This is a genomic window from Candidatus Nomurabacteria bacterium (genome assembly GCA_016699085.1).
In the GTDB taxonomy this organism is placed as follows: Bacteria; Patescibacteriota; Minisyncoccia; order Phycocordibacterales; family UBA9973; genus CAZLWF01.
Genome location: CP064958.1, coordinates 372,533 through 385,429 on the forward strand (window position 1 = coordinate 372,533; position 12,897 = coordinate 385,429).

Consider the following 12,897-nt stretch of genomic DNA (forward strand, 5'->3'; position numbering starts at 1 on the left):
TATGCAACGATATAAAACAAACAGATATCGTGGTATGACACTAATTGAGACGCTTGTTGCGATAGGATTTTTCATGGTTGTGTCTGTCGCATTGTATGAAGTGTATGTAAAAATTATAAAGACTACGACGATTTTAAATGCACGTGTTGTTGCAGCGTCTCTAGCAAATGAAGAATTTGAAATTTTACGTAATATGCCATATGCAAGTGTCGGAACTCAAGGTGGCATTCCATCAGGTTCTGTCCCACATATCCAGACATTAACACGTGATGGTATTTCATTTGATGTGACAACAACAATTCGAAATATTGACGAAGCATTCGATGGCACCATCGGAGGCACACCCAATGATCTTTCTCCAGCTGATAATAAGCTAGTAACGATTGAGATTACTTGTGCAGTGTGTGAAAATTTTGTTCCACTCATGTATACAACCCACATCGCGCCAAAAGATTTGGAGACAGCTTCAACGAATGGGGCACTCATTATCAATGTTTTTGATGCAAATGGAGTAGCGCTGCCTGATGCCACAATCACCATTGATAATCCAACCCTCGTTCCAGCTGTCCATATAAGCGATGTTAGTGGTGTGGATGGCACGCTTACTATTGTTGATGCACCGCCAGCAGTCGGTTCGTACCATATTGTCGTAACGAAAGACGGCTATTCTACAGACCAGTCATATCCGCCGAATGCAGTCGATAATCCAAATCCTACAACCCCCGATGCAACAGTTGTTGTGCAGCAAATTAGTCAGGTAAGCTTTAGTATTGATAAAACGAGCACGCTAACGACTACGACAACGAGCGATACGTGCGTTGCAAAGCCTGGGGTAACGTATGAACTTTCAGGATCAAAAATAATTGGGACAACGCCTGATGTGTTGAAATATACATCTACAGAAACTACTGACAGTTCTGGGGTAAAGACTATCACAGGCCTTGAATGGGACACCTATACGATTGCACTCGCCGACTCAACCTATGATCTTATTGGTACTAATCCATTGCTGTCGCTCGGCCTCTTGCCTGATTCACTGCAAAACATGCAGCTCATTGTCGCACCAAAGAACCCAAATCGATTACTTGTTGTTGTCAGGGATCAATCAACCGGGTTGCCTATTACAGATGCTCATGTTGAAGTGGCAACTGAAGATTTGTCATATGATGTCATTCAAAGAACTGGTGAAGGATTTTTGACGCAGACTGATTGGTCGGGTGGTAGTGGACAGGAAGATTTTATTGATCCGACTCTTTACTATAGTTCAGACGGTAATATCGATACGACGAGTCCAACGGGTGAATTAAAATTGCGAAATGTATTTGGTACCTACGTAACGAGTGGATATCTAACCTCCTCAACATTCGATACGAATGGAGAAAATAATTTCCATCAGATTTATTGGTCACCTACATCACAACCCGCACAAACTGGCAGTGATAGCATTAAGTTTCAAGTGGCTACCAACAATGATAATACAACTTGGGATTTTAGAGGTCTTGATGGTACAGACGCTACCTACTATACTACCGAGGATAATGCATTGAGTGCACTTCTCAATGGTAATCGATATTTTCGTTATCGAGTGTTTCTCGCCACAGCTGATACAGCTGTCACGCCGTCAATATCGGATATTTCATTTACGTTTACAACCTCATGTACCCCACCTGGGCAAGTTTCATTCAGTGGACTTTCGCCCGGAGAGTATACGGTGTCTGTTATCAAAGCTGGATACCAGACGTATTCTGGATCAGTAACTATTAATTCAAATTGGCAGAAACTTGAAGTTGCTATAACGCCATAATTTTATGTCAAAAGGATTTACACTTATTGAATTGCTTGTAACCCTTGCTGTCATCGGTATTGTGGTTACGATCGTGGGAAGATTTAGTGGTGATACATTTTATTTTTCAAATATCTTTTCACATTCACTCAATACTTCTGATCAAGCGCGCCGTATTCTAAGGCCGATGGCGGATGAAATCAGATCAATATCGCCATCATCAGCTGGGGCATATCCAATTGAGCAAGCTGCATCAAATGCATTTATTTTTTTCTCTGATATAGATAATGATGGACTCAAGGAACGTGTGCGATACTATGTAAGTGGTACACTACTGAAGAAAGGTGTCACTAAACCAACAGGTAATAATTTTACATATGATCCTAGCTCGGAAGTTATTATTGATGTTGTTGAGGGTGTCCAAAACGGTGCGAGTCCAGTTTTTGAATATTATGATACTAACTATGATGGCACAACGAACCCATTAGTGCAGCCAGTTATCATTTCAACTATACGGCTAGTGAAGGTCACCTTTATTATTGATGAAGATGTCAATCGAATGCCGGGTCCGATGACAGTAATGACTCAAGTCTCAATGAGAAATCTTAAAGATAATTTATGAGAATAAAAGGATTTATACTTCTTAATACTATTGTTTTCTCAGCAATCGCGATTACGCTTGTTGTGGCATTTGTTGGCTGGGCAGGTGCTAGTTTAAAATCAGCAGCAAATCTGGTGAAGCGTGAGCAAGCTTTTGCAATTGCAGAAGCGGGTATTGATTATTATCGATGGCATTTAGCGCATGCAACGAATGACTATCAGGATGGTACAGGTCAGCCCGGTCCGTACGTTCACGCATTTAATGATAAAGATGGCAATCAAATCGGAACTTTTACACTTACGATTACACCGCCGCCTATTGGCTCGACACTTGTGATTATTGAGTCAAAAGGTACGCTTATCTCTGATCCAAATATATCGCGCACAGTTGTTACACACCTCGCCATACCTTCCTGGGCACGGTTTGCACTCGTGACTAATGCTGATACGCGCTTTATTGAAGGTGCTGAATTTTTTGGTCCAGTACATTCAAATGGGGGGATACGATTTGATGCTTTGGCACATAACCTAGTGACCAGCGGCAAAGCATCGTATATTGATACGAGTCATCCTGGAACTACTCAAGAATTTGGTGTTCATACTCATGTAAAACCTCCTCCACAAAATGGTATTTCCGGGGGTAACTATGTAGCCGCTGAGGCCCCACCATCTGTTATGGAAAATCGACCTGATGTTTTTATTGCCGGCAGACAATTTCCAGTACCGCAAGTAGATTTTGTAGGTATTACTAGCAATTTAGCAGCATTTAAGACAGATGCACAAACAAGTGGGTATTATTTTGCCGCATCTGGTGCTCTGGGATACCACATTGTTCTAAAAACCGACGATACATTTGATATATATAGGGTAAACAGCTTAGCTCCAGTCCCACGCAATTCATGTAAAAATATATCGAACCAAAACGGCTGGGGAACCTGGAGTATCAACCCATCCGCTGGTGGTCAGACGCTTATTGGCAATTTCCCTAATCCAATGAATGGGCTCATCTTTACAGAAGATGATGTTTGGGTTGACGGTACAGTCAACAGTGCTCGCCTTACTATTGCAGCAGCAAAATTTCCTGACAACCCCTCAACAAGAAAAAATATAATTATAAATCACAGTATTAATTATACTAACTTTGATGGGCAGGATGTTGTTGGGCTTATTGCACAGAATAATGCCATTATCGGGCTTTTTGCTGATGAAGAACTTGTTATCAATGCTGCACTTATTGCACAAAATGGGAATTTGATCCGATATAATTATCCTGGCCCTGGTAATGGTAATGGCTCAGCACAATGCTCACCGAATGATGTACTTACCTCATTTAATTCATACGGTATGATTGGTAGCAATTTACAGGGAGTACTAAGCTATAGTAATGATGCAAGTGGATTTTTATCTCGTACCTATACGTACGATGCTAATTTGCTCTATAGTCCGCCACCATCATTTCCGAGGACATCAGATAAATATTCAACAATATTTTGGCAAGAGCTGCAGTAATCTCATGCTATACTTGGTGCATGGAATCAAAGCGGAAAATTATTGTTGGCAACTGGAAAATGAATCCAGTCGGATCTTCGAAAGCTCTTGCAATATTTAAAGCAATAAAAAAAGAACATCATTCGTATAAGAATATCGATGTCATAGTTGCAGTTCCGTGTGTCTATTTACCAGTTTTGAAATTATTAGCCTCAAAACGTCTTAGTTTGGCTGCACAGAATGCCTTTTATGAAGCCGCTGGTCCCTTTACAGGAGAAATGGCAATAAGTATGTTGCAAGAAGTAGGTGCAACAGCAGTTATTGTCGGACACTCAGAGCGTCGTGCTCTTGGAGAAACTAATGAGCTTATAAATAAAAAAGTAAAAGCTGCACTCAAGAAAAATATATTGCCAATCCTCTGTATCGGCGAGAGTACTCGTGAAGATGATGTATGGTATTTACATGCTGTAAAATCGCAATTGGAAGAATGTCTTAAAGATGTAAAAGCATCAGAACTCAAGTCACTTGTTATTGCTTATGAGCCACTATGGGCAATCGGTAAAGATGCCAAAAGAGTTGCTACACCTATTGAATCAGAAGAAATGGCTATATATATACGAAAAGTGCTTACCGATCTATTTGGTGCACGATATGCAGCACTACCGCGGATTATTTACGGCGGTTCAGTAGATGAGCAAAATGCGCAAGGTTTCTTGTATCATGGCGGTGTTGATGGACTACTGCCAGGACGTGTTAGTCTTGAACCAAAGAAATTTTTAAAAATTCTAGCAATGGCAAACGAGATGTAATAAATATATGAAATCAATTACGAGTATTAAAAGCCTACAAAACAAGATTGTCTTATTGCGTGCTGACTTTAATGTACCAATTGAAAATGGCAAAGTCCGGGATGCATTTCGTATCGAAAAAACATTGCCAACAATAGACTATCTCGTAAAAAAAGGTGCTCGGATCATCATCGTCTCACATGCTGGTGAAGATGGTAGTGTTTCTTTGCAGCCAGTTGCGACATGGCTGTCAAAAAAAATGAAAGTTCGATTCATAACAGATCCATTACCAAATGCAATTGAGTTTAATACTACTAAAATAGTATTGCTTGAAAACATTAGGCAAAATAGTGGTGAAATGAATAATGATAGGACATTTGCAAAAAAATTAGCTAGACTTGCGGATGTGTATGTCAATGATGCTTTTTCTGTCTCACATAGAAAGCATGCATCACTCGTTCTTATACCTAAATTGCTCCCAAGTTATGCAGGACTTCAGGTAATGGAGGAAGTTAAGCATTTGTCGCTGATTTTAAAACCGAAACACCCATTTCTTTTTATTCTAGGCGGCGCTAAGTTTGACACAAAAATGCCTCTTATAGATAAATTTATACAATCTGCAGACCATATGCTTATTACTGGAGCGCTCATGAATAATTTTTTTAAAGATGCAGGGTTTGAAATTGGTAAGTCATTATATGAACCGAAGGATTTTCATTTACAAAAGCTTCTAAAAACGCCTAAGTTACTTTTACCTGTTGATGTAGTCGTAACACAAAAAGATGGTGGTAAGCAAACTAAGTCGATTGCTGAAATTACATCAAAGGATATTATTGTTGATATTGGCAGTCGAACAGTACAAGAAGTTGCACTACTTATTGCAAAAGCTAAATTAGTTGTTTGGAATGGTCCAACGGGCCTCTATGAAAAAGGATTTGATAGAGGGACGCGCGGTGTACTTGAACTATTAGTAAAATCCAAGGCAACTACCATAATTGGTGGAGGTGATACAGTCGCATTAGTTCACAAACTTCATCTAGAGAAAAAATTTACTTTCGTCTCAACAGGAGGAGGGGCCACCTTGGCATTTTTGACTAAAGGTACTTTGCCTGGGCTGAAAGCGTTAGAATAATTTTATAAAATTACCTATTGGTTATGTATTGTAAGATAAGTTTGGTACACTTATATATACATAAATTATATTTAAAACAAAAAGGTATAGTATGTCATTTTTACGAAACCCACAATACGATGTTGTTAAATTATTTTTCCTCGCAGTTACTATTATTGCACTTGGGGTTTTTATAGTTTTCAATATTAACAATAGAAACAACTTTAATAGTGCGCTCGTGGGAGATACACTGGCACCTTCTATTCCAACGGGGTTAACAGTAGAATCAACAACGTCATCGTCAGTCACTCTTTCCTGGGATCCATCGACTGGTGATGTTGCTAACTATACTGTCTACCAAATTACCGATGATGGGGATGTTCCAGGTGATGGTATTATGATTAATGTTTCGACTGCCCCAGGCACACCAATTGCAAAAGATATCTATGGTGTCGCAGTGAATAATCTCGGACGCGACTATGTTGAATTTGGAACTAACCCGCTTTGGAATTCGATGCTCGATGAGATCGGATTTACCAGTGCGGCATATACAGCTGGCGCGGAAGATCGATGGATACATCCAGTGTCTGCAACAGGTGGATTTGATAGTGGCAGGGAGTTTTCTGTACTAGCAGCTCCTGTTGGTATGGGAGCAAACATTGACGAAATTTTTTACCATACACAAAAGACCACAGGTGCATATAATCTACAAAAAAAGAATAACGATACCAATGTTGATTTTTGGGACGTGACCGCTGACTACATTAAAAACCATAATCAAAAAATGGTGTTTACTGCTAATGTCATCCGCGGTACTACAGAAGAGATGGGAACATTCATTAACTCTATTGGTACACACGGTATTAGTAAATACAAACTCCGGTACGGTCAAGAAGTACCGAGTGGCGAAGGGGGAAGTCTTACTTCAAATGAGTACATTGCAAAGCTCAACGAATTTGATGCATACCTTAATAGTCACTATGGATCTCTCCCTGAGCGAGTAGTAAATATGGCTGATCATACAACGTGTCCGAATACTAATCAGACCAATTGCTGGGATAACAATGCAGTCTATCAATGGGCACTTGCCCATGACGTAGAAGAATTTAGTCAGTATTTCTGGCTCGATGGTATACAAGCCACCGCAGATACTCAGTTCAAAAATATTGATGATTACTTTGCGCAATCGAATACTCTCCTGCAGACAAGTCTCAACAATGATGTACTCGTTCGTTTAACGCAGTACCAAGACGATATGCCAAATCTTAAAATGCATCTTGGGCAATACGGCATGAGTTTGCAACGAAGTGGATATGCTGCGCATACAATGCTTCACGGAGTTATGCTTTGGAATTTATTGTTTGAGATTCTTAAATTTAACAGCGAGCACAATAACTTTGTAAATTCTGCAATTTTCTTGGAGAACGAAACTGCTGTCAGTCCGTATGGGGCAGGCGATTCTTCTTTCACTATTGATCCGAGTTTTATTCAAACAAGTGGTTCAAAATCATTTGTAAAACGAGTTCCGGGTGTTGCGTATGAAATGTTAAAGCCAGTTTTCACTTCGGCAAACCCATTGTTTGTACAAACAGAAATTACAAATCGTGCCACAGGACTCGATGCAATAGCAGTAAAAAGCGATAAGACCAGATTATATATTTACAACAATGGTCCGGAGAAAACAATTTCAGGACTGACACTTAACAGTGCTCCGATTACTGGTTCGCATTATAGAAATGCACTTTGGAGTGAAAAATTGTACGGTTCAATCGGTAGTTCTCCCGCATATTCAACCTTTAAAGACGAGGATCACATCGAAGCAAATCCAAATCTGCAAGCAATTCCAGCCCAGGCCGAAAAAGGTAATATTGATTTAGGAAATCCAATTACTATTAGGCCGTACAGTATTACCGTAATTGATCTTGAGTAATTACTGTTTCAGTAAATCAAAAGCGCCTATAAGGCGCTTTTGATTTTTTCTGCGATTATCGATAACGCTTCAATGTTTGCCATCTCTTTGCCTTCACCCATGCAATCATCGTTTTCTTCATAGCAAGGGAATAATTTTAAATGACCATGGTTAACTTCTAGGCCTTCCATGACTTGTATGCATCGACGAGAACCAAGAGATGTATCAATCGCTCGTGCTATACGTTTAGTAAAAAGATGCATACTTGCAAACTCGTTATCGTCTAAAGATTGATACAGGTAACTCGAAACATGTTTTTTAGTAGCAATGACAGTCATACCAGGATATTTTGGGAATACTCCTAGGAAGGCAATGAAATTATCGTCTTCAAGAATCTTTGCCGAAGGAATTTCTCTACTTACAATTTTACAAAAAATACAGTTTTCCATGGACTAAGTGTAACATAATTAGCAGTTGTGCTTGTGGCTATTTGTAATATCCACACATATCCTTGTCTATAGATAGGTAACATACTATTATTTACTCATACATTAATCTTACCTCATGAACTTTCTCAATAATCCCGAATACTCGTCTCTTAAAATTATTGCTGTTTTAGTAGTTGTTGCAGGCCTCGGCTTCTTTGTATTTGGCAAAGAAAACTCAGGTAACCTTGCTCGCATCTTTAATGATAATAGCCGGATCGAAACAGCAAAAAACACTAATCCCACCCAAGGAGAGGGTGACCCCCAATTCTTCTCCTCTCCCACCATAGTCTCCATCATCCCAAACGTGGGTCCCACTACAGGTGGAGCTCTCGTCACCATCACTGGTACGAGCTTCTCTCCTGACATCACCGCTACCCTCGACTCTCTGCCATGTACTGACCTCTCCTATGTCAGCGACACAGAAATCAAATGCAAAACACCCCCACACTCCATTGACCTAGTAGACGTCACCATCACAGAAGCCACTGGTACTGCTACTCTCACAGATGGGTATCAGTACATTGATGCTCCAGTGACAGCAGGGAGTGGAGGAATATTCAACAATCAGGGAGGGGTGCTTTCGACTGGTGGTACTACTTCCACGAGTTCCAAGAAGCCTAAGGTTTCCTTCGAATCAGACAAAGGCATTCACGAAGAAGCCGGTACCTTCACCGTCACTGCTACGCTCTCTTTCACCTCCAACGATCCTGTCACCGTACCCTTCACCATCGCAAGCACCAGTACTGCCCTCAACCCTGCCGACTATTCCTTGATCTCCGCCAATCCACTCATCATTCCCGCCAACGAACTATCAGGAAGTATTTCTTTCAAAGTCCTCAACGACTCTTCTTACGAAAACGATGAATCAGTCATGCTTACCATGGGAACACCAGTCAACGCTACTTCTGGTGACACCACTCACACAACTATGATCGATGACAATGATGTGCCGCCGACGGTGTCGTGGGTGCTTGCCTCACAAACAGGCAATGAGAACGTGGGGACGATGAAAGTGGAAGCGAAGTTGTCATTTCAAGTTGGAGTACCGGTCACTGTACCGTTTACATACATTGGTACCGGAGGTACGGCTTCAACTCCCGCCGACTACACCATGTCAGCCAGTCCTATTATTATTCCTGCCAATACACCATCATACTTCACAACCATCAACGTCGTCTCTGACCCATATCCTGAAGGCAATGAAACCGTCGTTGTGAAAATGGGAACACCAACCAATGCCACTCCCGGAAACATCACAACCCACACAGCGACGATTACAGATGCGCAGCCGCCATGTAAGATCACTTCTTTCAATGCGAATCCAACTTCGATTGGAAGTGGAGCATCCTCAATACTTTTTTGGACGACAGGGTATTGTACTAGTACATCAATTGATCAAGGAATAAATATTGTGACGCCCGTATCGGGGGGATCGGTTAACACTCCTCCACTAGTAGAAACAACAACTTTTATATTGACTGCGTCTTCAGCAATTAATACTGTGACAGCGCAAGTAACTGTCGAGGTAGTAGGTTGTGGATGGCAGTTCGTATTAGATACCCATCCTTCAGAGATTGATTGGTATAGAGTGGCAATGTCTGCAGATGGATCAAGGATTGCAGCAGTCGCTTATGATACCCCTTTTGGCCCTTCTAATCCTGCCTATATCTACACTTCAAGTGATAGTGGTGTCACTTGGGTACAACAAACAAATTCTGGAACGGGCTATTGGCAATCCATTGCAATGTCTGCAGACGGAATGAAGATTGTAGCAATAAAAAATAGTAATTATGTTTTCACTTCCATTAATGGTGGAGTTACTTGGGCTTACACCCAAAATCCTCTTTGGAATTCTCTGCAATCCATCACCTCTTCTGCCGACGGCACAAAGCTTGCAGTGGCAGATTTTGGGGGATATATTTATACTTCTACTAATGGTGGTTCCAGTTGGGTCCAGCGAATAAATTCTGGAATAGGTAGTTGGTATTCCATCGCTTCTTCTGCTGACGGCACAAAACTTGCGGCAGTAAGAGAAAATGGATACATTTATACCTCAAGTGATAGTGGTTTTACGTGGACTCAACAAACAAATTCTGGAACGGGTCTATGGCGCTCCATCGCTTCTTCTGCTGACGGCACAAAACTTGCGGCAGTCATGGAAGGTGGTTATATTTATACATCTACAAATAGTGGGGCAACTTGGACAAAACAACTTGGAGCGGGACATCATGACTGGTTGTCGATCGCTTCTTCTGCTGACGGCATAAAGCTTGTTGCGGCAGATCGATGGTTGAGTCCAATCGCCGGCGGAGATGTTCATACTTCTACTGACGGAGGTGTAACCTGGAAAACTCATGAATGTATTAGTGGTCATCATTGGGAAGCCGTAGCTTCCTCTGCTGATGGTTCGAAATTGGTAGGCGTTTGTAATGTAGGGCATGTTCATACAACCTACTAAAGACTTCTAGGAATACTGCCTGTAAAATAATTAAAAATTACTAATTACAAATTGAAATCGTGAACACTACACACAAAATAATTCTTGTCATCATTTTTCTTACAGTCATTGTAGGTGGAGCGTTGTACTTGGATAAAAATAAAAAAGAAGAGATAGTAAATCCATATGCTGATTCGGTTGTTACTACTACCATTCTCACCAATCCTGACGGTACATTTGGTTACGACATTTTGATCGATGGCAATATCTATGTGCATCAGCCGACCAAGCCTGCTGTCGGTGGCAATGTTGGCTTTGCGACCGAAGCCGAAGCAAAGCAGGTTGCTGACTTGGTTATTTCTAAAATCAAAAACAATATTTTACCACCAAGTGTAACATCTGAAGAAATTACAAATTTTGTAATTGATTAATTTCGAAACAAATCAAAAAATCCCGCTGTGGCGGGATTTTTTGATTTGTTCTAATTTATTCAACTGTAACTGTATAGATAAAAGGTTCCGATACAACGTTTGAACTAGTATTTTTTGCCGTAAGAACTGCATTGTAGGTTCCGGCCGCAGTGCCTTTGGGAATAATTATGTTAAATGACTGGGTAGCGTATTTACTTGCAACAACATTTAGATCTTTTGAATATGATCCTGCATATTCTGTATAATTTTGATAAATAAGCGTCGGTGACGGGGAAGTCATAGTTAGTGTAAAGGCTTGCGTTCCACATAAATATGGATTGCTATTCGTTTCATTGAATTGGACATACACCATTTGCCGGTCGAGATCAACTTTTGATTTCGGTATTGTAATATGTGAAAGGTCGCCCCAGATGACTGTGTTGGGACCTTTTTGGCTGTTATTTTCTTTGACTGACCAGTATGAAGACATGACTGGGGATGTGACTGTCGAAGCGGTGCATGAAGTAGGAGTTGCCAAATCAACGGAAAATGAAATTGATCCATCGCCACCTTTTTGAACGTTACTAAGGGTAAGCCCATATAATGGATCAGAAAAACTTGTTTCTTTGCCGAGTGTGTAGTCTTTCATATCATCACCAAAGGCATGCTCACTTGGATTTGCGTCGAGAATATATGTTTGACCGTAATCGATTCGAGATAAAGTGAGCCCAAAGGGTGAAAACTGACTGAGTGACTTATTAAATCCAACCGGAGCATGGTACTCAAGGGTGTAGGGAGTAGTAATGGTTGTGCCATCTTGTGCGGTAACTGCAATCTTGATGAGTCGAGTGCCAGTACGAGACTCAACTGGTTTGAGAGTATATACTCCAGAAGTCGTAACAGTCATAACGTCTTCGTCAGGTAGCCATCCTAAAGCGTTTCTTGCAAATGCACTTAAGCCGAGTGAATAGCTTGAATTGCCCATGATATCGAAATTGTTTCCAGTTTCAATTTTTACACAATCAGTGATTTTGTCCTTAATTGTCGTGTTGCCGCAATCATAGCCGTTGGCGTGATCGAGTCCAAATAAATGACCAACTTCATGGATCATGACGCGTTCGAGGCCTGTCTGTTCTGGAGTAAATGTACTCCACAGATTTTCGTACCACCAAGAGCTTCCCATACCTGCAGCAATATTTGTGCCTAGTTGTGCAAGTCCATTGAAACCAGGATAGTCTGAGCAATTGTGTAGGATAAATGTATAGTCGTAGGTTTCGAGGTTGATGCTATTTTCCGAAATGTAATTTGCAAGCGCTGTACCAGGAATAATGCTTGCAGATGTATTGAAATCACATTCACTTGAGTCTATTGGTTCTGTAATCCATCCATAGACATCACCTCCGAAAACTATATCTCCATAGGAAGCCTGCTTAAAAAACTTTGCGAAATTGCCGCTAAATATTTTCTCAGTTGCTTCTGAAGGTGTAAATGGATTTTGAGTCGAGTCAGTATAATTAACAAGAAAAACGGCAAGTGTTTTAGTCACTACAGCTGCTTTCTGTTCATCGTTTTTAATTACGTTTACAAAACTTGTGGTTGAGATAGGAATATAAGAACCTATGCCATTTTTTGGAGTATTGTTTTCTACGGGAGAATTAACTGGATTCTTAATAGCATGCACGCTACTGCCAGTTACAAGAATGATAATAACTAAAATAGAGATACAAGTTTTGGCAAACAAAGAAAATACTGAACGTTTTTGCATATATGATGAATTGCCTATAGGGCTGGTCTTAATCGGTTAATAATAATTATTATAATATATTTTCCAGAAAATGCAATAGGTGACGAGTAGATGTTCTAATAGCTTCATGTTTGTATAT

General features: G+C 40.5%; 10 protein-coding genes. 8 read left to right on the forward strand and 2 right to left on the reverse strand.

Annotated features, from left to right (window positions below; genetic code table 11):
- The first annotated feature begins 1 nt into the window (after position 1).
- The 6 genes from IPF86_01925 to IPF86_01950 all read left to right on the forward strand — a co-directional run bounded on the left by IPF86_01925 (position 2) and on the right by IPF86_01950 (position 7,700).
- Positions 2-1,804 (forward strand): hypothetical protein, encoded by a 1,803-nt coding sequence (locus IPF86_01925; protein ID QQR50656.1) that lies wholly within the window; start codon positions 2-4, stop codon positions 1,802-1,804.
- 4 nt (positions 1,805-1,808) lie between these two features.
- A complete protein-coding gene (locus IPF86_01930) occupies positions 1,809-2,405 on the forward strand; it encodes a prepilin-type N-terminal cleavage/methylation domain-containing protein (GenBank protein ID QQR50657.1) in 597 nt (198 codons plus the stop codon).
- Positions 2,402-3,892 (forward strand): hypothetical protein, encoded by a 1,491-nt coding sequence (locus IPF86_01935; protein QQR50658.1) that lies wholly within the window; start codon positions 2,402-2,404, stop codon positions 3,890-3,892. The genes IPF86_01930 and IPF86_01935 overlap by 4 nt, the downstream gene beginning before the upstream one ends.
- A gap of 20 nt (positions 3,893-3,912) precedes the next feature.
- Entirely contained in the window at positions 3,913-4,680 is a 768-nt protein-coding gene (locus tag IPF86_01940; protein QQR50659.1) for a triose-phosphate isomerase, read from the forward strand.
- A gap of 7 nt (positions 4,681-4,687) precedes the next feature.
- A complete protein-coding gene (gene pgk / locus IPF86_01945; GenBank protein QQR50660.1) occupies positions 4,688-5,791 on the forward strand; it encodes a phosphoglycerate kinase in 1,104 nt (367 codons plus the stop codon).
- Positions 5,792-5,882: 91 nt separating this feature from the next.
- On the forward strand, positions 5,883-7,700 hold the full coding sequence (locus IPF86_01950; GenBank protein QQR50661.1) for a hypothetical protein: 1,818 nt from the start codon (positions 5,883-5,885) through the stop codon (positions 7,698-7,700).
- Between the two features lie 26 nt (positions 7,701-7,726).
- On the opposite strand, the gene IPF86_01955 is transcribed toward IPF86_01950, so the two are convergent.
- Positions 7,727-8,128, reverse strand: a complete 402-nt coding sequence (locus IPF86_01955; protein QQR50662.1) for an HIT family protein — start codon at positions 8,126-8,128, stop codon at positions 7,727-7,729.
- A gap of 115 nt (positions 8,129-8,243) precedes the next feature.
- Between IPF86_01955 and IPF86_01960 the strand changes: the two genes are divergently transcribed.
- On the forward strand, positions 8,244-10,625 hold the full coding sequence (locus IPF86_01960) for an IPT/TIG domain-containing protein (GenBank protein QQR50663.1): 2,382 nt from the start codon (positions 8,244-8,246) through the stop codon (positions 10,623-10,625).
- Positions 10,626-10,684: 59 nt separating this feature from the next.
- Positions 10,685-11,035, forward strand: a complete 351-nt coding sequence (locus tag IPF86_01965; GenBank protein ID QQR50664.1) for a DUF4907 domain-containing protein — start codon at positions 10,685-10,687, stop codon at positions 11,033-11,035.
- A 55-nt stretch (positions 11,036-11,090) separates the two neighbouring features.
- On the opposite strand, the gene IPF86_01970 is transcribed toward IPF86_01965, so the two are convergent.
- Positions 11,091-12,779 (reverse strand): hypothetical protein, encoded by a 1,689-nt coding sequence (locus IPF86_01970; GenBank protein ID QQR50665.1) that lies wholly within the window; start codon positions 12,777-12,779, stop codon positions 11,091-11,093.
- Positions 12,780-12,897: the final 118 nt, after the last annotated feature.

Coding starts and splice junctions, on each gene's coding strand:
- IPF86_01950 (QQR50661.1), top strand. CDS start 5,883: ATGTCATTTTTACGAAACCCACAATACGATGTTGTTAAATTATTTTTC.
- IPF86_01940 (QQR50659.1), top strand. CDS start 3,913: ATGGAATCAAAGCGGAAAATTATTGTTGGCAACTGGAAAATGAATCCA.
- IPF86_01925 (QQR50656.1), top strand. CDS start 2: ATGCAACGATATAAAACAAACAGATATCGTGGTATGACACTAATTGAG.
- IPF86_01960 (QQR50663.1), top strand. CDS start 8,244: ATGAACTTTCTCAATAATCCCGAATACTCGTCTCTTAAAATTATTGCT.
- IPF86_01930 (QQR50657.1), top strand. CDS start 1,809: ATGTCAAAAGGATTTACACTTATTGAATTGCTTGTAACCCTTGCTGTC.
- IPF86_01955 (QQR50662.1), bottom strand. CDS start 8,128: ATGGAAAACTGTATTTTTTGTAAAATTGTAAGTAGAGAAATTCCTTCG.
- IPF86_01970 (QQR50665.1), bottom strand. CDS start 12,779: ATGCAAAAACGTTCAGTATTTTCTTTGTTTGCCAAAACTTGTATCTCT.
- pgk (QQR50660.1), top strand. CDS start 4,688: ATGAAATCAATTACGAGTATTAAAAGCCTACAAAACAAGATTGTCTTA.
- IPF86_01935 (QQR50658.1), top strand. CDS start 2,402: ATGAGAATAAAAGGATTTATACTTCTTAATACTATTGTTTTCTCAGCA.